This window comes from Brevibacillus sp. FSL K6-0770, from assembly GCF_038000275.1.
Classification (GTDB): domain Bacteria; phylum Bacillota; class Bacilli; order Brevibacillales; family Brevibacillaceae; genus Brevibacillus; species Brevibacillus parabrevis.
In genome coordinates this window covers 4120081-4140134 of sequence record NZ_JBBOBQ010000001.1, presented here as the reverse complement: position 1 = coordinate 4140134, position 20054 = coordinate 4120081, and the positions used below count along the sequence as shown (strand labels likewise).

20 protein-coding genes are annotated in these 20054 nt (G+C 53.0%); 15 read left to right on the top strand and 5 right to left on the bottom strand.

Going from position 1 to position 20054, the window contains the following annotated elements; genetic code table 11:
* Positions 1 to 223: 223 nt before the first annotated feature.
* From NST23_RS19745 to NST23_RS19715, 7 genes are all read left to right on the top strand, one after another.
* A complete protein-coding gene (locus NST23_RS19745) occupies positions 224 to 805 on the top strand; it encodes a histidine phosphatase family protein (protein ID WP_122964022.1) in 582 nt (193 codons plus the stop codon).
* Positions 806 to 843: 38 nt separating this feature from the next.
* Positions 844 to 3084, top strand: coding sequence for a sensor domain-containing diguanylate cyclase (locus tag NST23_RS19740; RefSeq protein WP_122964023.1), 2241 nt, complete (start codon positions 844 to 846; stop codon positions 3082 to 3084).
* A 75-nt stretch (positions 3085 to 3159) separates the two neighbouring features.
* The gene (locus NST23_RS19735; protein WP_340964412.1) at positions 3160 to 4155 is read left to right on the top strand and encodes an MBL fold metallo-hydrolase; all 996 of its coding nucleotides are present in this window, start codon (positions 3160 to 3162) and stop codon (positions 4153 to 4155) included.
* Positions 4156 to 4284: 129 nt separating this feature from the next.
* A complete protein-coding gene (locus NST23_RS19730) occupies positions 4285 to 5196 on the top strand; it encodes a DUF6612 family protein (protein WP_173598216.1) in 912 nt (303 codons plus the stop codon).
* Between the two features lie 466 nt (positions 5197 to 5662).
* The gene (gene refZ / locus NST23_RS19725; protein WP_063228134.1) at positions 5663 to 6265 is read left to right on the top strand and encodes a forespore capture DNA-binding protein RefZ; all 603 of its coding nucleotides are present in this window, start codon (positions 5663 to 5665) and stop codon (positions 6263 to 6265) included.
* A 47-nt stretch (positions 6266 to 6312) separates the two neighbouring features.
* Positions 6313 to 8802, top strand: coding sequence for a septation ring formation regulator EzrA (locus NST23_RS19720; RefSeq protein WP_340964410.1), 2490 nt, complete (start codon positions 6313 to 6315; stop codon positions 8800 to 8802).
* A 7-nt stretch (positions 8803 to 8809) separates the two neighbouring features.
* On the top strand, positions 8810 to 9010 hold the full coding sequence (locus tag NST23_RS19715) for a hypothetical protein (RefSeq protein WP_173598214.1): 201 nt from the start codon (positions 8810 to 8812) through the stop codon (positions 9008 to 9010).
* A gap of 236 nt (positions 9011 to 9246) precedes the next feature.
* Here the strand turns inward: NST23_RS19715 and NST23_RS19710 are convergent, their stop codons facing one another.
* On the bottom strand, positions 9247 to 10548 hold the full coding sequence (locus NST23_RS19710; protein ID WP_340964407.1) for a BaiN/RdsA family NAD(P)/FAD-dependent oxidoreductase: 1302 nt from the start codon (positions 10546 to 10548) through the stop codon (positions 9247 to 9249).
* Between the two features lie 120 nt (positions 10549 to 10668).
* Positions 10669 to 11490 carry a GNAT family N-acetyltransferase gene (locus NST23_RS19705; protein ID WP_122964029.1) on the bottom strand — a complete coding sequence of 274 codons (822 nt, stop codon included), beginning with the start codon at positions 11488 to 11490 and terminating at the stop codon, positions 10669 to 10671.
* A 154-nt stretch (positions 11491 to 11644) separates the two neighbouring features.
* Here NST23_RS19705 and NST23_RS19700 point away from each other — a divergent pair, with 154 nt between their 5' ends.
* Positions 11645 to 12724: a M42 family metallopeptidase gene (locus NST23_RS19700; protein ID WP_173598199.1), complete on the top strand. Its 1080-nt coding sequence runs from the start codon at positions 11645 to 11647 to the stop codon at positions 12722 to 12724.
* 18 nt (positions 12725 to 12742) lie between these two features.
* Positions 12743 to 13252: a hypothetical protein gene (locus NST23_RS19695; protein WP_122964031.1), complete on the top strand. Its 510-nt coding sequence runs from the start codon at positions 12743 to 12745 to the stop codon at positions 13250 to 13252.
* A gap of 137 nt (positions 13253 to 13389) precedes the next feature.
* On the opposite strand, the gene NST23_RS19690 is transcribed toward NST23_RS19695, so the two are convergent.
* Both NST23_RS19690 and NST23_RS19685 read right to left on the bottom strand, forming a co-directional pair.
* Positions 13390 to 13527, bottom strand: coding sequence for a hypothetical protein (locus tag NST23_RS19690; protein ID WP_167470277.1), 138 nt, complete (start codon positions 13525 to 13527; stop codon positions 13390 to 13392).
* Between the two features lies 1 nt (position 13528).
* Entirely contained in the window at positions 13529 to 14776 is a 1248-nt protein-coding gene (locus tag NST23_RS19685; protein WP_340964404.1) for an MFS transporter, read from the bottom strand.
* Positions 14777 to 15095: 319 nt separating this feature from the next.
* On the opposite strand from NST23_RS19685, the gene NST23_RS19680 reads away from it, so the two are divergent.
* The 4 genes from NST23_RS19680 (at position 15096) to NST23_RS19665 (ending at position 17181) form a co-directional block, all read left to right on the top strand.
* Positions 15096 to 15320, top strand: coding sequence for a hypothetical protein (locus NST23_RS19680; protein ID WP_063228141.1), 225 nt, complete (start codon positions 15096 to 15098; stop codon positions 15318 to 15320).
* 174 nt (positions 15321 to 15494) lie between these two features.
* Positions 15495 to 15806 carry a YtrH family sporulation protein gene (locus NST23_RS19675; RefSeq protein ID WP_063228142.1) on the top strand — a complete coding sequence of 104 codons (312 nt, stop codon included), beginning with the start codon at positions 15495 to 15497 and terminating at the stop codon, positions 15804 to 15806.
* Entirely contained in the window at positions 15803 to 16348 is a 546-nt protein-coding gene (locus NST23_RS19670; RefSeq protein ID WP_280648761.1) for a hypothetical protein, read from the top strand. Before NST23_RS19675 ends, NST23_RS19670 begins: the two co-directional genes overlap by 4 nt.
* Positions 16349 to 16404: 56 nt before the next feature.
* Positions 16405 to 17181, top strand: a complete 777-nt coding sequence (locus NST23_RS19665) for a sporulation protein (protein ID WP_122964034.1) — start codon at positions 16405 to 16407, stop codon at positions 17179 to 17181.
* 91 nt (positions 17182 to 17272) lie between these two features.
* Here the strand turns inward: NST23_RS19665 and NST23_RS19660 are convergent, their stop codons facing one another.
* Positions 17273 to 17359, bottom strand: coding sequence for a YjcZ family sporulation protein (locus NST23_RS19660; RefSeq protein WP_122964035.1), 87 nt, complete (start codon positions 17357 to 17359; stop codon positions 17273 to 17275).
* A 207-nt stretch (positions 17360 to 17566) separates the two neighbouring features.
* On the opposite strand from NST23_RS19660, the gene codY reads away from it, so the two are divergent.
* Together codY and NST23_RS19650 are read left to right on the top strand one after the other, a co-directional pair.
* Positions 17567 to 18337 carry a GTP-sensing pleiotropic transcriptional regulator CodY gene (gene codY, locus NST23_RS19655; RefSeq protein ID WP_122964036.1) on the top strand — a complete coding sequence of 257 codons (771 nt, stop codon included), beginning with the start codon at positions 17567 to 17569 and terminating at the stop codon, positions 18335 to 18337.
* A gap of 219 nt (positions 18338 to 18556) precedes the next feature.
* Entirely contained in the window at positions 18557 to 20050 is a 1494-nt protein-coding gene (locus NST23_RS19650) for a M81 family metallopeptidase (RefSeq protein WP_122964037.1), read from the top strand.
* The last annotated feature ends 4 nt before the right edge of the window (positions 20051 to 20054 follow it).

Below are 20054 nucleotides of genomic sequence, written 5' to 3'. Positions count from 1 at the left end.
AGAAACATAGGAATTTTGTACCAAATGTTAACGGATGAAACTAGAATTGTGAACAACCATCTTATATAATAAGTAGTACTATCCATCCTACAATTGAAAAAGACAGTTTCGACTGTTCCAATGACCGCAACGGGTCATCTGCATGTTTTGAAAATAACCCCGCTCTGTTTTGTGCTTGGCAGGCGATGCAGGGCGGTTTCCACAGAAAAGGGGCTATTGCGTTTTGGAAACCATCATGTACCTCGTTCGTCATGGAGAGACAAAGTGGAATCAGATTCGGCGTATTCAAGGACACAGCGACATCGCTTTGAACGAGCTGGGCATGCGGCAGGCCGAGCTGGTAGCCGGAAGGTTCCGAAGCGAGACGATTCACGCAGTTTATTCCAGTGATTTAAGCCGGGCACGTGACACGGCAGCAAAAATAGCGGAAAACTTCTCGTTTTCCGTCGGGGCGCATCCGACTTTGCGGGAGCGCTGCTACGGACAATGGGAGGGGCTCACCTACGAGGAAATCCGCGAGCGTTTTGAGAGTCAGGATGAGGCTTCGTGTGGAATTGAAACTTTCGAAGACATGCAGCGGCGCGCGGTTGCTGCTCTCAGCGAGCTGGCAGCGAAGCATCCGAATGAAGCGATTGTCGTGGTTTCTCATGGCGGCCTGATCAACAGCTTTTTGCATTACGTAACAGCAGGGGAGCAAGGAACTGGCATCACGCGGATCGACAACACCGGGATATCCGTTTTCCGCTACGTCGATCGCAGGTGGGAAGTGCTCCAGGTAAATGATACTGACCATTTGGAAGCTTGAGAAAATGCTGAGAGAGGGAGTTTCTCGTGTCAAGTAAAATGTTGGGGAAGTTAGAGACGGTCTTTTCCTACACGGCCCATTTTATCTTACAATCTTGGCCGGAAAAGCGCCCAGGCATCCTTTTCTTGACAGATTCCGGGGGCCGCATAATCAACTTCATGGACATGCATGATAGTCAATCTGGAAGCTCTCTGTCCGACGCTGCACGCCATTACATGCAGACACAAGAAGTCTGCGATTATGTATCGGAAGCGTTGAGCACGAAAGAGATTGTCGTCAAGACGAAGAGAGAGAACACGCTGGTCTGCGGAGCTTTTCCGCTGAAGGAGCTGGACGGGAGCGTGCGGGCTGTCATTGGCATGCTCATTCCACAGCGAGAGATCGATTTCGATCTGCGTGCTTACATGCGCGGACTGGAGCCGCTCATCCGCATGGGATACGATGCGTACATCCAGCACGCCACCGGCCAGATTGTCACGGATTTGACCCTGCATGACACCGCGCGGGATTTGCTCGGCAGCTTGACGAGACAAATCAGTCACATCATTTCCAAGGGTCATTGCTCGGCAGTGAAGCTGTCCGAGGACGGGGTGCTGATTCCCCAGGAGATCGTCACCACGCAAGAAGCTGAACCCGGGCAGGCTCACATCCACCAGCTGGTCTCGCGGGTAGGCAATACGCCTGTGACGTCTTCGGTTCTCGACGATCACCGGGTAATCGTCGTTCCGGTGAGCCTCAATGACATCCCGCTCTATGCGCTGTTTATGCACCTGCCGCCCGAGGAAAAGGATTGCGTCTACGATGTGCGGGATATCGCCTTTTTGCAGGAGGTGGCGGAAAAGTCGAGCTGCGCTCTCTGGCGGGCGATCATGTCCGACGATTTGCGCCGTGAAGCCAGCAAAAAAGATTTGTTGTACCAGCTCATGTCCAAAATCCAGGCGTCGATTGATGTCAATGACGTTTTGCACGAAATCGTCACCAGCATTCCCAGCTTGTACCCGTATTTCTCCGTCGAGCTGTTCCTGACGGTAGAGCCGAATGCCACTACGCCCGTCAAGCAGCTGTCATTCCAGGAAGTGGAGCCGTCCACCAGCACAAAAGCGTACCTGGAAGGGCGCTTGATCGCGGAAGAAGTGGGAGAAGGCGATCAGCGGGTGACTGTCATTGCCGCTCCGCTCCTCGGCAAGCAAGGCATCTACGGCGTTTTGCAGGTGACTTCGGAACAGCCGATTTCGTTGAGCCAGCACGAGAAGGACTACATTTCCATTTTGGCAGATACAGCGGGCACTGCGTTCGAGAACGCCCAACTGTACCAGCAATCGCGCAATCTCATTCGTGAACTGCGCCTCATTAATGAAATGGCGCGACAGCTTAATAAAAGTCTTGATTTAAAGGAAATTCTAGATTTTGTCACAGAAATGATGCAGGCGACCTTTGATGCGGAGTTTTGTGCGATTCTCCGCAAACAGCCAGGGGAAGACAAATTCGATGTCCTCTCTTCATCTGTTCCCGCCTTTAACGGCACAGTCGTCAACGCATTGGAAAAGCCGTTTCAGCAAATCATGCAGAGCAAGCAAACGCTGCTTTTGGCTCAGCCAGGGACAGGTCCGCTGCCATTTTCGCTGTTTTCCTGCTGCTCGCTCATGGGAGTTCCGCTCGTCGTTGAGGGTGAGATTAGCGGAGTGCTTTTAGTCGCAGATTCCCGCTATCATTTTTTTAGTTTTGACGACTACAAGCTGCTCGAAATTTTTGGCCAACACGCAAGTCTTGCCATGACCAATGCCGTTTTGCACAATGAGATGGAACGGATGGTCATTACCGACAACTTGACGGGACTTTTCACCAGACGGTATTTGAATGAGCGAGTCAGGGCTTCGCTTGAAAAAGACAGCTACGGCTCGTTGATTTTGATTGATATCGACTATTTTAAGACGGTTAACGATACGTTTGGTCACCAGGTAGGCGACGAAGTGCTGATCCAGGTGTCCGACCTCATTCGCCACAGCATCAGAGACAGCGATATCGCTGCGCGTTGGGGCGGGGAGGAGCTTGCGGTTTACCTGCCGCGCGTTGACAAAGCGACCGCCCACTCTGTTGCCGAGCGCATCAGGGAATGTGTGGAGCAGGAAACTTCTCCGCGCGTGACCATCTCGTGCGGTCTGGCCAAATGGAACCGGGAGCTGGATGTGAATCTGAGCGTCGAAGCCTTATTCCATCAAGCAGATATCGCGTTGTACGAAGCGAAAAATTCTGGTCGAAACCAAGTTGTTCTCGCCTAGAGCCAAATAAATGGCTCTTTTCTCTTTTTCGGAAAAAAATCGGACAAACTTGAGAGGCAGATGGAGGAATTGGCAATGGACATGCGTGAATGGCACACCAAGGCGACACAAATCACGCCGGATATTTACTGTCTGGAAATCCCGACTCCCTTCAATGTCGGAGCGGTCAACGTCTATCTGATAAAAGGCGAGAAGCTGACCTTGATCGATGTGGGGCCGAAGACAGACGAGGCATGGCAGGCGCTCACAGAAGGGCTGCAAGCGGCTGGCGTCTCTGTGGAAGAGATTGAGCAGATCGTGCTGACCCATCATCACGTTGACCATTGCGGCCAATTGGAAAAAGTGAGGCAAAAGTCAGGGGCGTTGACACTGGCGCATCCGCAGGCAGCGCCGTACGTCGAGCTGGATGCGGAGTTCATGGATTTTCACGATCAGTTCTTTTTGCAGCTGTACAAAAAAAGCGGCGTGCCAAGCGACAAGCTGATCATCATCGAGAAGTTCCACAAATTGATGACGACTTTTTCCGAGCCAAGCCAGATTGACTTGAAGCTCAAGCATGAACAACAAGTGCCGCATCTTCCGGAATGGCAGGTTCTCTACACGCCGGGGCACAGCCAGAGCCATCTGTCCTTGTACCGGGAGCGGGATCGCACGATGATCGGCGGAGATCACATTATCGGACATATTTCGTCCAATGCCTTTATTGAGCCACCGCGGGATCGTTCGGGTGCGCGTCCGCTGACACTCGTTCAGTACCGGACGGCTTTGCAGATGTGCGCAGACATGGAGATCGAGCAGGTGCTGGCGGGTCATGGCGAGATCGTCCGGAACCACCGCGAGCTGATTTCCTCTCGCCTGCAAAAAAACTGGAGCCGGACCGACACATTGCGCAGCCTGCTTGCTGACAAGGAATTGACAGCGTATGAACTGACGACGCTGCTGTTTCCGGCTATTTATGAAAAAGAGCTGCCGCTGACGCTTTCCGAGACGCTCGGGCATATCGATTTGCTGATGATCTTGCATCAGATCGAGGTGCGCGAACAAGACGGGGTCTTGTACTATCACCTGTAGCCTGACGGATTCCTGGCATTGGCGAAACAAGCAGAATAAGCCTATTCCTCCCCGGAAACGATAAAAGGGACAATTACCCTGCAACCACCTGGAAGTGGCATAATCCGGGGTAGCCGAGGGAGGAACCAGATGCGCAAGTATTGGACCATGTGCCTTTTGACCATCGCGTGCACCGCTTTGACAGGCTGTAATCAAATGGGCGTCAAGCAAGACCCCCATTCAGCTTTTGAACAGGTGCGCGATCAGTTTGCGGCGCAGAACTCGTACGCGTTTTACGGAAGGACAAAGCTTTTGACAGCGAACAGCGCCAATGCCAACATGGTGAACTTCTCCGGGCGAAAAGACGGGGAAGCGGTGTATATGAACGTGAAGTTTTCCGTTCCAGAACAGCAGCGAGTGGAGACTTTGTCGTTGCTCTCCGAAGGAAGCGAGCTGTACGCCAAACAAGGCCAGGAAGAAAAATGGAAGCCTGTCCCGGGCGAAGGAGTTGCTTTGCGGCAGGAGATGAACAACTGGAGTCCGCCATTTTGCTTTCAGCAAATGGACGAGCTGAAAAAAAGCGTCCGCCAGCTGCCCGATGAAAATCCGCAGGACGATCTCGAAGCAATCGGTGTGACGCTGGATTCGCTCAAATTGAAAGAATGGCTGGCTGCGCAAATGCAGGAACAAGCCGGGGCTGGCTCGCGGATTCAGTCCGCAGCGGGCCCTTTCGCCTCCCACAAGCCAAGGGTCAAGCTGGCGATGCAGCTGTCAGACGGAAACTGGACGAGAGCGGCTGCGCCTGGGGCTGGTGTCTCGATTCAGGCGAAACAAGCACAGGCGCAGGACGTGAAGGCGATGGTCGATCAGATGGATGTGGAAGCGGAGTACACGATTTACTACAACAAGAAGACGATGCTGCCTACCAACATGACGATGTCGATTCGCTCCGCATACGATTTGAACGACCAGCGGGTAAAAGAGCACTCCCAGGTAGAAACGTATTTGCAAAATTACGGTCGGGCCAAGCCGGTGCCAACTGCGGCAGAAGGCGGCAAATAAGCAGCAGAAGAAAGAGACGCTCACCTTCCATGTCTGCGGGCAAGGGAGCGTCTTTTTTTCTGTGAGTCGTGAGGCAGCTTTTTCCAGAAATGCCCGCACGTCTGCAAAAGCGAGGTGTTTGCGGCTGCTTTTGACTGTTTGAATAAAGCCTGTTGCCTCCGTCTGGTACACGGTGCAATTTTCCAATCGGAGAAGTAACGCTTTCGGGCTGTTGTCCGTCTTTATTGTTTGCGAGGAGCCTGGCCGGATTGTTCCCTGCTTTTTTCGCAGACGGTCTTTATTCCTAGGAGGAATAGTGGAAAACTTTGTCGAACTTACAACAGGTCTATCTTTTTGCGTCGAATCATCCGTACAATAGAAAAGATGTCCGTTGAAAATCGAGTGTCTACTGCGACCGCTACTCTTTTGGCTATGGTCGCTTTCCGGTTTTGCCACAGCCGGGGTGTAAAGGGGATGAAATCCAGCGATGGATCAGACGAAAATGCGTATTTTGTCCGCAGCCGCCAAACTGTTTGACACGTATGGCTACAAAGGGACATCCGTTAGACAAATCGCTGCCGAGGCACAAGTAAATTCCGCGTTGATTTCTTATCACTTCCAGGGCAAGCAGGGAGTGCTGGAGACCTTGATCGCTTCCTACTTCGAGACGCTGTTTCGTTTATTGGAGGAGCAGGAAACGATGCAGGAGCACGTCTCTGCCATTCAACGACTTGAACAGGTGATTCAGCTGTATTTGCGTTTTCAGATGGAACACGCGCCGATCACGAGGCTGATTCATCGGGAACTGAGTGTCGAGTCGATGCTTGCCCGTGAAGTGATGACACTTTACATGAGCCGCTGGAAGCACGGCCTTTCGAGGGTGCTGGAAGGCGGAGTCGCAGCGGGTGATTTTTTGCCCGTATCCATTGATCGTATAGTGCTGGCCGTAAGCAGCCAGATGATATATCCGTTTTTACAACCGCAGATGGTTCGGCAGGTTTATGACCTGGAGCCGTTTTCCGAGGAGTTCGCCAGGTGGCTGCAAGATTCCATCATGCGTTTTTTGCATGGGATTTTGCTGCCGGCATAAGGTGCGCCCTCTCCCATGAATTTACTTTTTAAGGGGATGTTTGACAAGTGAAACGAAAACTGTTCCTGCTCTGTCTGGCAGGCATGTTGCTATATACGAATCCGGCTTACGCCACGCCTTTTCCTGACAAAAAAGAGGAAGTTGTGCAGGACGCCGACAACTACTTAAAAAAAGAAGAGAAGGCGAACTTTGCGAAGTCGATGCAAAATCTGCCTGGCAGCTACAAAGTTGTCGTAGTGGAAAGCACAGCACCGGAAGCAGAATCCCCTGACATGTACGCGCAGAAGCTGTTTGACAATTACAATTTGGCTGATGACGCGATGATGGTCGTCCTGGACTACAACACCGAGCAGCTCGGGATGTATGCAGGGCCAGCTTTGCAGGCCAAAGGCGCATCGATGGAAATGCTGCATGAAAAAATGACGTCGTACTACGAACCATTCCGCAATCAGAAGCAGTATTTGAACGGCATCCAGACTTTGATCGGGGAAGTAAACCGGGAACTGAGCCGCATCTCGGACAAGCAGGCTGCCGCTCCTGCGGGTGCAACCGATGCGAAAGCACAGGAACAGACGGAGGAAAAAGACGGACTTGGCGGCATCCCGTGGTGGATTTACGCGATCGGAGCTGTCTTTGCGGCTTTGTCAATCGGACTGGTCTACGCCATGATTCGTCGCCGCTCGATCTTTAAATTAGTCGACGACGTAGAAGATTGGAAGGATGAGCTGATAGAGAAAATCAATGTCATCGAAGTGGAAAAGCCGCTGCGCCGCTCCAGCGGCATGACAGAGGTGCGCTATCACCACCTGGCAGACAAAAAGGAAAACTTGCTGCGCATCCGCATTCCCGATGTGGAGATGATGATTCTCGATGCGGAAGAAGCGTGCGACCGCTTCCGGTTTTCGCTGGCGCTCGGCATGCTCGATGAAGCGCGCGAGACGCTGAACCAGATCGAGGATGAACTGAACGAGCTGAAGGAAGACACCTCAAAAGTCGCGATTACCAAACAGGAGAACAAAGTTGTCATCCCGGAAATCGGCAAGCAAGTGGAGCAGATGGAGCGCCGCTTGTCCGATTTGCGTTTGGAATACGGCCTGTCGTTTCACGAGCTGAAAGCATCGCTGGATGAGGTCGAGACGATGCGAAGCCTGGTGAAAACGGCGCGGGCGGCAGGCGACGATATCGCTGCCTACGATACGACGATCAAGGCACAGCAGCTGCTGGAACGCGTAGGGCAGACGATGGAGCAACTCCCGACGTTGGTGCATCGCGTGAAAAAGGCGATGCCGGAGGAGTTCAAGCAGCTGGAGGACGGAATCAGCCAAGCGACGCGCGACGGCTTTGACTTGAAGCAGGACGCGCTGGATAAGGCGCTGCTGCAGGCAAAGCAATTGCTTTCATCCGCGAAAAGCGCACTGGAAGAAGGCAATTTGGAGATGGTCTTGACTCACTCCAAAGCTTTTGATGTGTTGCTGGACGCTACTTATCAAGGAATTGAAGAAGGAGTAATGGCCAAGCACGAGGCTGCGGCGGCTTCCGCTTCCGCACAGGTTCTGGAGCAGCCGCTTGCAGATGAGTGGAGCGAGAGCGAGGAAGAAGCAGCCGGAAGAGAGCATGCCCCTGCGACTGACAAAGAACGCGAAGTCAGCGATGCAGAAGTGGCAGCGATCATCGAGCAGGCTGCACAAGTATGGAATCAGGCGAGCAAAGACGAGCATGCGCCTGTGATCCACAAGCCAGAGCCAAAAGAGTTCGTGCATGAAGCGCCAAAAGCGGCAGTATACGATCAGGAGCAAGCTGACGAGACTTTTGCGGAAGCGGCGCCGATGATTGCAACTGCAACACGCGATCAGTTGAGCGAAGCGGAACGGGCTGTGCTGCTGCAAGCACTCAAGAAGCCTGCCAACTCGGAAAAAGCGACTTCGGTTCATGCTCCGCCGACCAAGCCGAGCCGTGACGTCGAGGAAGAGACGGAGTACGAGCTGGTGATCCCGAAAACCCAGGCTGAGCCGCAGCCAGTCTATGAAGAGGAAGTCCAGGAGCAAGCTTATTTGCTGATCGAGACAGAGGACGATGCTCTCGACGAGCTGGAGCGGATTTCGAGTACATTAGTTCGTGTACGCCAGCAAATCAAGCGAAGCTACCTGCCTGGCATTCCCGATCATTTGAAGTACATGTTTGAAGAAGTCGTGCAAACTTTGGGACGGATCAAGATGATCATGGAGCAGTATCGTTACGATTTGGAGGAAGTGGCGATTTTGGTTCAGGATGCGCACGAGCTGGTCGTGGAGACAGAGCGAATGGCGGAGCAAATTATTTCGACTTGCCAGTTGGCGGAAGGAGCTATCCAGTACACCAACCGCTACCGCCGCCAAAACAGGCATGTCAACGAACTGCTGACAAAAGCGGAGCAATCATTCCGACAGCTCGCTTTCGCGGAAGCATACCAACTGGCGGAGGAAGCGCGTCTTGTCATCGAAGGCGCTCCAGCCGAGGAAGACAATCGCTGGCTTTTGCGCAGAAAGAAAAAGGGGTGAGCCACCGATGAAGCTCCTTCCCTTTTTCCTGATGGCCGCAGGGGTGCTTGTCATGCTTCAGCCCCGAACGAAAAGATGGCAAAGTCGGATGAACCACTATTTCCGGGGCAATGAAAAGCGGGTGAAGCAAAGGGCGAACACATTCTTTTTGCTCGGCCTGGCCTTTGTTTTAGCAGGCTTTGCCTACTTGTTCCGGATGGCAGCCTAACCTAGCATTTTCTATAAAAAACACCTGATCGCAGGCGGAATGCGCTCCGTACGCGACAGGTGTTTTTTTGTGCAAAAAAAAAGAAGCATCGCTCACGAGGGCGATGCTCCATCTAGGGAAGATAAAGGGAGTAAAGGTCTGATAACCAGCACCTTACAACTAGGGGGGAGTAAGGTGCTGATCACTCTTTCGCAAAAAAGAGTACCTGCTTGCTAGTTTCCCCGATTTGTCTTCCCCTAAACGTTATTCTCGCAAAAAAATTCCAAAGCTTCTTCCGCACTGTGCGTACCTGCGGAATGTCCCGATGAAAAGGCGATAGTAATGTTGTAGCCTCCGGTATGGGCGTGAACATCCATGACTTCACCAGCGAAGTACAAGCCATCCATCAGCTTCGAACGCATCGTCCGCGGGTCGATTTCCTTGACGCTGACTCCGCCACCCGTAATGAAAGCTTCTTCTAAGGAAAGCGTGCCTGTGATTGTCAGTGGAAATGCTTTGATGATGCCGGCAAAGCTTGCCCAATCTTGCTTTTTCATATGGCTGTACGTCGTGTCTTCCGAGATGTCGGCAAGCGACAGCAGCAAGGGGATAATCCGTTCAGGCAAGTAGCCTTTCAGCACGTTTTTGACCGCTTTTTTCGGTTGCTCCTCCAAAAGCTGCCAGCTTTCCGAGTTGATCTCGTCTTTGCTTTTCGCTGGCATCAGATCGAGCGTGAGCGACAGCGGGATCGCGCCGAATTTGCGTTGGCTGGTAGAAACATAGTGTCCCATCCGCAGCGAGGCTGGTCCAGACAGCCCGAAATGGGTAAAAATCATGTCGCCTTCCTGCGTGTTGATCTTTTTGCCGTTCGGGGCGTACAACGTCATCGTCACATCGCGCAGAGACAGTCCTTGAAGCGTTTTGTCGCGAATGAACGAATCGTTTGCGGTCAGCGGCACTTCTGTAGGATACAAGTCCGTCACCGTATGTCCGGCAGCCTTGGCCCAGGCGTATCCGTCTCCCGTCGAGCCTGTCTGGGGAACCGAGCAGCCGCCTACCGCGATAATGACGCAAGGGGCTGAGAGCTTTTCGCCCGTTTGCAGCAAGATGCCAGTCGTTCTGCCGTTTTCATAGAGCACTTCCTGGACGGGAGAGTTCAGCCGGATGGTGACATTTTGCCGCTTTAAAAGGTCAATGAGCGCCTGCGCTACAGTAACCGCCTTGTCCGTCACAGGAAACATTCGCCCGCGATCTTCTTCCTTCAGGGCGACTCCCAAGCCCTCGAAAAATTGCATGATTTCCCGATTGCCGAATTGCGTCAGAGCGCTATACATAAAACGGCCATTGCCTGGCATTTGCTTGATCAGCTCGTCCTGTTCCTTGGCGTTGGTGACATTGCAGCGGCCGCCGCCAGAAATGATCAGCTTGCGCCCGAGCTTCCCGCCTTTTTCTACCAGGCAGACACGCGCTCCCTGACTCGAAGCCGCAACAGCGGACATCAGCCCGGAAGGCCCGCCGCCGATAATGATGACATCAAAATCGTACTGTGATCGATTCATTTCGTTTTCGTCCTTAGTTATGGTGTAGGGTGAGGCATCCCCCATTTTACCACAACACCTGCTCTCTCGCCCAAAAGAGAGCGAAGGGAACCGCGGGCGTAAAAGGGGGATGCCTGTGCGTCAGGCGAGAATGTCTGCGAGCGGCTTTTTCGTAAGCACGTAGCGGACGATTGTCTCATCGCGGACGATATCCGTCACCATGTATCCTTTGGCAAAATACGTCGTGAGCAACTCGCCGGTTTGTTTGCGCCAAAGAGCGGCTACACTCATGTCTGCCTGCTTCACCTGCTGGAAGAAGGCAGGGACGGGCAAGAGCAGGACAGACTCTTCCCGATCGGTCGCCAGAGCAACAGGGGTCGGGATGCCATCCGTGATCTCATAGTGCAAAATATTTGGAGCGCCGTCATAAGACAGTCGCGGTGCTCCGTTTGCTTGGCGGGCTTCTACCCGTCCGCTGTCGATGAACCATTCCACGAGAAAACGGTCGGTCGGCAAGCCGCGGTTGAAGTCGTCATCGAGGTCGCCGTAGCAATTGGGCAAGTACGTGCGGACGATCCCGCCGAGCTTGACGATGTTCAGCACGCCATTCACTGTTTCCAGCGGATCGTACGTCCAGGTAATCTTGGAATGGCCCATCGCTTTTGCTTCGTCCTTTTGCAGCCACTTCATCTGCACGCCAAGTCCCTGCTTGCGGTATTCGGGCAAAAAGCCCAGCATGTGCGAACAGAGATGCGTCTCCCCGTTGGTGTAGCCTGGGAAGCTGTATAAAAACCCGATCATTTCATCTCCGTCAAACGCCCCGAGAAACAGTCCGCCAAATTTGTGCATGGTCAGCGTCATGTGGTACGGAATGGCAGAAGCAGGGTCCCATATTTTCCCTTCCATCGCTTCCAACTGCTCAATTTCGCTCGTTTCCGTCAATCTTCGCAACGTGATCGCCATTTCTTTTTTCCCCCTATCCAATTCGTATTTTTACTTCATTCGGACAGAAGGCGGCACATTCCTGCTTGTGAACGGTTGCATCCAAAATCAGCCTCACGGATAATAGGAGAGATAGACAAACATCCGACAAGGGATGACAGGAGGCTTGACCACAATGGAAAACGACTTTCAACTGGAGCTGTGGAAACGGCTGACCCAAGCGCCGGGAGCACCCGGCTTCGAAGGTCCGGTTCGCGATATCATGCGGGAATACTTGGGTACATATACAAACGAGTTCGTATACGACAACCTCGGCAGTATGCTCGGCGTGATGCGCGGGGATGAAAACGGTCCGAAAATCATGGTGGCCGGACATATGGATGAAGTAGGGTTCATGGTGACGCGCATTTCGGAAAAAGGCTTTATTTCGTTTCAGACGTTGGGAGGCTGGTGGGGACAAGTCCTGCTCGCCCAGCGCGTGCATATTATTACGGAAAAAGGCGCGGTGGAAGGCGTAATCAGCTCGATTCCTCCGCACGTGCTCAGTGAAGATCAGCGCAATCGCCCGATGGACATTCGCAATATGTACATCGATATCGGAGTCGATACGCGGGAAGAAGCCGAGCAGGCAGGCGTGCGTCCGGGTCAGCAGATCGTTCCGGTTTGCCCGCTCCAGGTCATGACCAACCCGCGCCGCGTCATGGCGAAAGCGTGGGACAATCGCTACGGGTGCAGCTTGGCTGTTGAGCTGGCAAAAGAACTGCATGAGCGCCCCGGACATCCGAACGTGGTGTATGTGGGAGCAACTGTTCAGGAAGAGCTGTCTGGCGGGCGCGGAGCGAAAACCGCAGCAGCCGTTATCGAGCCGGATTTGTTCCTCGCATTGGATGCCAGCCCGGCGACCGATATTCCCGGCGTGAAAGACGAAGGCGGAAAACTGGGCGGCGGTTTGCTGATGCGGATTTACGATCCGATGTACATGATGCCGCTCGGCTTGCGGGAACTGTTGATTTCTACATGCGAGCAGGAAAACATCCCGTACCAGATTTACATTGCCAAAGGTTATACAGACGCAGGGGTCGTGCAGCACCACGGAAAAGGAGTGCCGTCCGCCGTCATCGGAATCCCTTCCCGCTACATTCACAGCCATGCTTCGATCATCGATCGGGAAGACTACGAAGCGGCCAAGCGCCTCTTGTTCGCGATCGTGCGCAAGCTGGATCGGGCGACCTTTGAAGCGATTTTGCCGAGATAACGAGGGGAGGTGGCGCTTTTGAACGCAATTATTTTGTATACGAAGCGCCAAGGTCAGGCGACGTCTTACGAATTTAATGTTTTTGACAACCAGTTCGCAACGGAAAATCTCGCTGTCCGCAAAGTGCTGATGTCCATGCTGGAGTCCGTCCGCGACCGACTGACCGATTTGGAAGTGGAGTACAACGACAGCATGCTGGCAGAAAAGCTGGGAGCGAAGCGGGCGGGGGAAACTTTGCGCTTCCTCGGGGCGACGAGAGAGAACAGCAAGGAACATCTCAGCAACGGAATCGTCGTCAGCCGTTCTTTTCAAGCGCCGATGACTCCCGAGCGCTACGCGTATTTTTACGAACTGACAGACATCGCCCAACTATCGCATTACCGCCTGAAGGAAGGCGACGAAGACCGAATCGTGTTTTACTTCACACGCTATTTGCAGCTGATTGCCCCTGACGAACAGGCAAGCCAAAGCTTTTTGCAAAAGCTCGCGGAGTTCTCTCTGCCATACAAGCTCGTGCCCATCAGTTGAACGAGACGGTGACGAGCCAAACAAAACGGTCATGACTGTTTTGTTGACGCAAGCGGTTACATCCGATTTCATGAAAAAAGCCATTTCCTCTGCATCGGGGAAATGGCTTTTTCGTGCAGAAACAAAGCGGGAAGCTCTCAAGTAGAAGGGCGATTCGGCCCTTCCAGCTTTTTGTCTCCGTAGCCAGGGGCATCGTTTTGCACTGATTTGGGCTGACGGTTGCGTTCCGCATCTTGCCCGTTTTGCTGCTGCTGCTGATTTTTTGACTGAGTCATTTTACGTCGCACCTTCCTTTCTTTTCGTGCTGGACTCGTTGGTCTGCGCCGGATTTTTGTAGCGCGGGATGGCATAGACGGCAAACAACCCGAGCAGTGCCGCCAGAAACAAGGTGACGATGCCGTAAGCTATCCACGGACTTCGGCTCGCCACTCCGCCGAGTTTTTCGACCATGGCGCCGCCAAGGCTTGTCCCGATGGCGGTTCCCACTCCGGAGACAAAGTTGGAGAAGCCGAAGTACGCTCCCAGCCACTCTTCTTTGGCAAAATGGGTAACGAGCGAATCCTGGACAGGCATGAACAGCATTTCACCGAGGATAAACAGGACGGCCGCGGCACTGAGCGTGGCAAAGTGATTGGCCCAGCCCATCGCGGTCAGTCCGGCCCCGAGCAAGGTCGTTCCGATGGCGAGTGCGATATACGGATTGATCCGCTGCAGAATAAAGCGCGAGATAAAGCCTTGCAGCAAAACGACACAGAGCGAGTTGATCGTCCAGACAAGGCCGATGAGCGTTGCGGAATGCAGTACATGCTCGCCGCGCAAAGGCAGGATCATGGTGAACTGCGCGTACAGCGCCCACATCAGCAAGGTAATTCCCGAGAACAGCAGGAAGCTGCGGTGCTTCAAAATATGCCAATATTCCGAGATCGGCGTGCGACGACAGTCAGGGCCGACACAGCGGTCATCCGGCAAGGAAAAGAACGTCAAAACAGCGAGCAGGCCAAAAACGATGGCGGAGACGATAAACGGCTGCTGATGAATCGCCGTCATCCACGTAATCACCAGACCTGCTACGATAATCCCGCTGTGGGCGAGAATGCCCCGCCAGGAAAAGGCTGTCGTCCGCTGCGCTTCCGCCACTTCATCGGCAATCATCGCTTTGATCGTGGGGGCCAACAGTCCGAGCCCCAGCCCGTTCACCGTCGAAAACAACAGGAAAAACCCGTAATTCGCACTGTAATGGTAGCCGAGCATGGCACTGCCCTGAAGCAAGGCTCCCAACGCGATGATCGCCCGTCTCCCCCACCGATCCGACATCGGCCCCCCGATCAGGCTGCCGATTTGATAGGCGATGCTGCCTGCCCCGAGAATGAAGCCCACCTGAGCCAGATGTAAGAGCCGCACCTTTTGCAAAAAAATCGGAAACACCGGGATGACCAAATACGAAGCCATGTGCATGAAAAAAACGAGCAGCAGCAAGATCAAATAAGGCTTGTTGCGCCAGAGTGCTCCCTGTGAGGCTGTCATAATCGCCTCCTCTAGTTGTTCAACATCCTTTCTAGTATGAGTGGAAAAGGTTTGTCTCTATGCAACAAAAATGGGCGAGCGTACAAATGTGCACGCGAGGCAGGCGGGTGTCCAATCCAACATTCATCCCGATACATATACCTATAGAGAAAAGGTGCCATGGGCGGTATGCCAGGTGCAATGGTTCGAGCTAGTGTGAAGGGGGGATCTCGCATGAAAGGTTTTGGTTTTTTTAACCAAGATGGCTTTGAAGTGGTGATCTGGATTATCGTGATCATCTTTCTCCTCTCCATATTCTTTGACGAAGGGATAGATTGAGATGAGCGCATATCGGCCAGTTCGCCGCCTGAACAATCACTACCGCTCCAATCAAGGCTTCAAAGCATGGATCAAGGCCAATGAGCAATGGTTCAAAGAAAATCCGGAAGTGTTCAAACAAGTGTTAAGCAATCCGAATATGGTCAATTTGTTCATGGATCTTATGGTGATGAACTCCCCGCGCATCCAAAAACGTCTGCGCAGATGGGGCAGGAACAAGCCATGAGTACCAGTGGCATGCTGCCGACATAAGCATGCCTTCTTTTTTTGGCGTTTGGCAGAGGGCATGCCGTGGCAAGAGAACAGATGACAGGGGCGGGAAGGCTTTTCGATCATAAAAACCAGACAAGCCGCGTAGGGATAAGCATACGTCATGCAGTCGGGAGGATGGGGGATCAGCATGGCACAAGTCATTTTGACGTTTTTTGTAGCCTATGGCATTGTCGTGGGAGGAGCCTTGTGCGGAGGATTGGGTGCGTTTTTGACAGAAAAGCCTCCGTTGTTTTCGATGGTACAACTGGCAGACCAACTGAAAATATGGGGGCTGGTCGGCGCTTTGGGCGGCACCTTCGACTCCTTTTTGCAAATTGAAAAAATATTGATGGGCAACTTCTCGCCCGTATTCAAGCAGCTTGTCATGATCGTCGTGGCTTTTTTGGGCGCTCATATCGGAACGATTTGCGTGCACTGGCTCGTGCAGGTGCGCTCATGATGGTCATCTTCTGGAAACGCTACCTCGCGCTTCTGCTCATCGGCTGTCTTTTGGGCGGCACCGTGATTTTGTTCGTGTACGGGCGCGAGATGGAACAAATGATGCTGGTGCGCAAAAGCCTGGAGCTGCAAAACAAAAAGCTGTACGAAGAAAACCAGGAGCTGAAGCAAAACCAGCGCGTCTACCGCAAAAACCAGGATCAGGTGATCGAGGAGGTTCGCGCTTTTGTGCTGACGGCTGATCAGAAGCAGCCTTTGCATGCCACGATTGTTGTACAAGTCGTCGATATGGTGGAAAAAGACTTCGCTTCGCTCAAAGGCAAAAAAGCGGAGCAGGTCGCAGAAGTTCACCAGGTTCTGCATGAGATGCTGCGCCGCAGGGAGTACGTCCTGTCGGATCGCACGATGGTCGAAGTGCGAATCAAGACGGTCTTCATCGCGCGGACGCTGCAAGTCTTCGTCACGGCAGAGGTCATATCGGATGATGTTTGGCAAAAGGTTGCGCGAAACTTTCTTTTTCTTCCCTCGTATATTTCTACATAGATACCTGAAGGCAGATCGATCAAGGTCTGGGGTCAACGCAAAGGAGAGGCGAGTACATGTCCATGTTCAAGAAGTTGCTGGCGAGTGTTGGAATTGGAGCTGCGAAAGTAGATACCCGTTTGGAGGAGGAGTCGCTCGTTCCCGGGGATCTCGTAAAAGGCGAGGTGCATCTTACAGGAGGAGATGTAGCACAGGAAATCGACGAAATCTACATGTACGTTGTTACCCACTATGAACGAGAAGTGAACGACAACAAGGTGAAAGAAGAATGCACCCTGGTCAAATACCGTTTGACCGAGCGCGTGTACCTGCAGCCAAAAGAGAGCAAAGTCCTTCCTTTTGCTTTCCCGCTTCCTTATGAAACCCCGCTGACAATGGGGCGCCAGCCTGTTTATTTGCGAACCGGACTGGATATCAAAAATGCGATTGATCCTGGCGATTCCGATTTCATCGAAGTGCGTCCGCATCCGTTGATGACAAAAGTGCTGGATGCTGTTTCTTCCCTTGGCTTCCAACTGTACAAAGTAGATTGCGAGTACAATCGCCATCTGGGCAAATCGTATCCGTTTGTGCAAGAGTTCGAGTTTCGTCCGACCGGGCCGTACCGCAGCCGTCTGGAAGAGTTGGAGGCAATCTTCTACTTGCGCGAGGGAGAGCTGGAAGTGTTGCTGGAGCTAGACAAGCGTGCGCGCGGTTTCCTGGGCGCTTTTGAAGAAGCGTTTAACCTCGACGAGCGCTACGTGCGCTTCCGACTGCATGACGAAGATTTGAACAGACCGACACACGTGATTGCGGATGCGATCGAGCAACTGATCAAAAAACAGCTGCGCTAAGAGTTAAGAGCCAAGCGAGTGCGAAAAAGAAAAGAAGGCTGTCTGGGAGAAAACCAGGCAGCCTTTTTGTATGGGCGAAAAAGCGAGCAAATTAGTCGTCTGCGCCGACGATCGTCAACAGGACGAACAACACAAGAATCAAAGACAACCCGTTAAAGCCTCCGTTAAACAGCCCCATTTGAAATCCTCCCGTAATCCGTGACGTGATGTTTGTTCCCTATATAGAATAGTCGCCGACAGGGGCAAACGTGTTCAGGCAAACACCCATTTTTCGGGCGAAAAACCGATTGCATGAGGTGTCTTTCTAATTTTTTGATTTGCATGTATGGGGCTGGATTTTTCTGACAATACTGTGAGCATGAAGAAATCCAAGGAGGATATTATTATGAATTTGTTGGAAAAAACGAGAAAAATCAATGTCATGCTGCAAAAAACAATGGGAGGCAGCGGTGTCGGCTTTCAAGACCTCGCCAAGCTTTTGTCCGAAGTCATCTCGGCCAATGTGTACATCATTACGGCTGACGGCTCGATTCTCGGCAGCGGAATGAATCAGGAAATTTCCCTGAATGAAGAAGGGCAGACCCACCTGCAAAGCGGAGTACACCAGAAGCTGCTGGAAGTGACGCAAACGTTGGCGAACGAGTCGATTCAAAGCCCGTACAGCTTTGTGCCAAAAGAGCTGGGCAGCTTGTTCCCGCAAATGATGACGACGATCGTCCCGATTAACGCGGGCGGAAGCCGACTGGGCACACTCGTGTTGCTCCGCGCTTACGGCGAGTTCGAGACAGAAGATTTGATTTTGGGCGAGATCGGCGCCACGGTTATCGGGATGAAAATTGTCCGTCAGCGCACGGAGCAGATTGAAAATGAAGTGCGGGACAAAACGTTTGCCAAAATTGCATTGTCCTCCCTTTCCTACAGTGAACAGATTGCCATCGAGAAAATCATGGAGCAGCTCGACGCGCGCGAAGGCTTGCTCGTAGCAAGCCAGCTGGCGGATCAGGCGGGGCTTACGCGCTCTGTCATCGTCAACGCGCTGCGCAAGCTGGCCAGCGCTGGCGTGCTCGAATCCCGCTCGCTCGGCATGAAAGGGACATACATCAAAGTGCTGAATGACAAGTTCCCGTCTGAATTGGCCAAGTGGAAAACATCGTAATTCAATCGGTGCAGACAAAAGGCTCTCCTTTTTGCAGGAGGGTCTTTTGGCGTTTGTTTTGCAGTTCAACGAGTACAATCCAGCTTGACAAAATTTCATGAATTAATCATTGATTCGTGATTTTTTTGCCGATATAATTTGCGAAAAGGAATAACTTCAAAAAATTCTAAATTTAAAGTTTAAACTTCAAAATGGAAAATGACTGAGGAGGAGATCGGATTGAAAGTGGCAATTGGTGGCGTCGTGCACGAAACGAACACATTTTCCAACGTTCCTTCTACGCTAGACCTGTTTCAAAGCTGGGAGTGGGATCACGGAGAGGTCATCCTTTCACGCAACCGCAAAGTCCGAAACTTCCTCGGCGGAATGGTCGACCGGGCGGAGGAGCTGGGGATTGAACTTTTGCCGACTTTCTCCACGTTCGCCTACCCGGCTGGCACGATCACGCATGAGACGTACGAGCGGATGAAAAACGAGCTGCTGGAAGGGCTGCGGCTGGCGAAGGATGCGGATGCGATCTGTCTCGCGCTTCACGGAGCGGGCGTTGCAGAAGGCGTCGACGATCTGGAAGGCGATCTGCTCGCGGCCGTTCGCGGCGTGGTCGGCTACGACATTCCGCTGGTCGTGACGCTCGACTTGCATGCCAACATGACTCCGAAGATGGTTGAGGAGGCGGACGCGCTGCTCGGCGTTCACCTGTATCCGCACGTTGACTGCTATGAGCGCGGCCTGGAGGCGATTGACGTCGCCAGCAAAATGGTCGCAGGCGAGTGGAAGCCGACGATGCATCTCACCCGATTGCCGCTTTTGATCCCTACCTCTGCTACCCACCATTTTCCGGCGAACGAAATCAACGAGGCATGCTGGGCTTGGGAAAAGGAAGAGAACGTGATCGACTGCGCCTTTTTTCACGGTTTCCCGTACACGGACATTCCGGAGCTGGGAGTGGCGGTTTTGACGGTCACGAACAACGACAGCGAGCTTGCCCGCAAAGTGAGCGAGGATGTAGCGAAGCTCGTTTGGCAACACAGGGATGACTTCGAGCTGATCATGCCGACTCCTGCGGAAGGAATCGCGCAAGCACTCGCTACAGAAGGAATGCCGATTGTCATCAACGAGACATCGGACAACCCGGGCGGAGGAACTCCCGGCGACGGGACGCATCTGTTGCGGGCCATGCTCGACGCGCAGTTGACCAACGCCTGCTTCGGCTACATGTACGATCCAGAAGTGGTGCAACAAGCATTTGCAGCGGGAGTCGGGGCCACGCTGGAGATTAGCCTGGGCGGGAAAACCGATCATCTGCACGGCGAGCCGCTTGAAGTAACCGCGTATGTGAAAGCGTTGACCGATGGCAAGTTTGTCGCCACGACGCCGATGGGCCAAGGAGCGCGTATCGACTACGGCAAATCTGTCCGCTTGCAAATCGGCGGTGTCGATGTGCTCGTCTGCTCGGTCAAATCGCAGGTGCTCGATGAACAAATTTTTCAGCTGCACGGCATTGATGTCACGCGCTACAAGATCGTTGCCCTCAAGTCGAGTACGCACTTCCGGGCCGCCTTTGAACCGATCAGCGCCAAAGTCATCACCGTTGATTCACCCGGCCTGACGACGCTGAACTTCCGGTTTTTCCAATACAAACGGGCAAATCGCCCACTTTATCCGCTAGACCCGATCACAGATCCGACCCTACCACAACTGACAAGGAAGTAGAAGA

Excerpts from the sequence above, each read along its gene's own strand:
- NST23_RS19740 (WP_122964023.1), top strand. The coding sequence starts at position 844 with ATGTTGGGGAAGTTAGAGACGGTCTTTTCCTACACGGCCCATTTTATC.
- NST23_RS19735 (WP_340964412.1), top strand. The coding sequence starts at position 3,160 with ATGGACATGCGTGAATGGCACACCAAGGCGACACAAATCACGCCGGAT.
- NST23_RS19730 (WP_173598216.1), top strand. The coding sequence starts at position 4,285 with ATGCGCAAGTATTGGACCATGTGCCTTTTGACCATCGCGTGCACCGCT.
- refZ (WP_063228134.1), top strand. The coding sequence starts at position 5,663 with ATGGATCAGACGAAAATGCGTATTTTGTCCGCAGCCGCCAAACTGTTT.
- NST23_RS19715 (WP_173598214.1), top strand. The coding sequence starts at position 8,810 with ATGAAGCTCCTTCCCTTTTTCCTGATGGCCGCAGGGGTGCTTGTCATG.
- NST23_RS19710 (WP_340964407.1), bottom strand. The coding sequence starts at position 10,548 with ATGAATCGATCACAGTACGATTTTGATGTCATCATTATCGGCGGCGGG.
- NST23_RS19705 (WP_122964029.1), bottom strand. The coding sequence starts at position 11,490 with ATGGCGATCACGTTGCGAAGATTGACGGAAACGAGCGAAATTGAGCAG.
- NST23_RS19700 (WP_173598199.1), top strand. The coding sequence starts at position 11,645 with ATGGAAAACGACTTTCAACTGGAGCTGTGGAAACGGCTGACCCAAGCG.
- NST23_RS19690 (WP_167470277.1), bottom strand. The coding sequence starts at position 13,527 with ATGACTCAGTCAAAAAATCAGCAGCAGCAGCAAAACGGGCAAGATGCG.
- NST23_RS19685 (WP_340964404.1), bottom strand. The coding sequence starts at position 14,776 with ATGACAGCCTCACAGGGAGCACTCTGGCGCAACAAGCCTTATTTGATC.
- NST23_RS19680 (WP_063228141.1), top strand. The coding sequence starts at position 15,096 with ATGAGCGCATATCGGCCAGTTCGCCGCCTGAACAATCACTACCGCTCC.
- NST23_RS19675 (WP_063228142.1), top strand. The coding sequence starts at position 15,495 with ATGGCACAAGTCATTTTGACGTTTTTTGTAGCCTATGGCATTGTCGTG.
- NST23_RS19670 (WP_280648761.1), top strand. The coding sequence starts at position 15,803 with ATGATGGTCATCTTCTGGAAACGCTACCTCGCGCTTCTGCTCATCGGC.
- NST23_RS19665 (WP_122964034.1), top strand. The coding sequence starts at position 16,405 with ATGTCCATGTTCAAGAAGTTGCTGGCGAGTGTTGGAATTGGAGCTGCG.
- NST23_RS19660 (WP_122964035.1), bottom strand. The coding sequence starts at position 17,359 with ATGGGGCTGTTTAACGGAGGCTTTAACGGGTTGTCTTTGATTCTTGTG.
- codY (WP_122964036.1), top strand. The coding sequence starts at position 17,567 with ATGAATTTGTTGGAAAAAACGAGAAAAATCAATGTCATGCTGCAAAAA.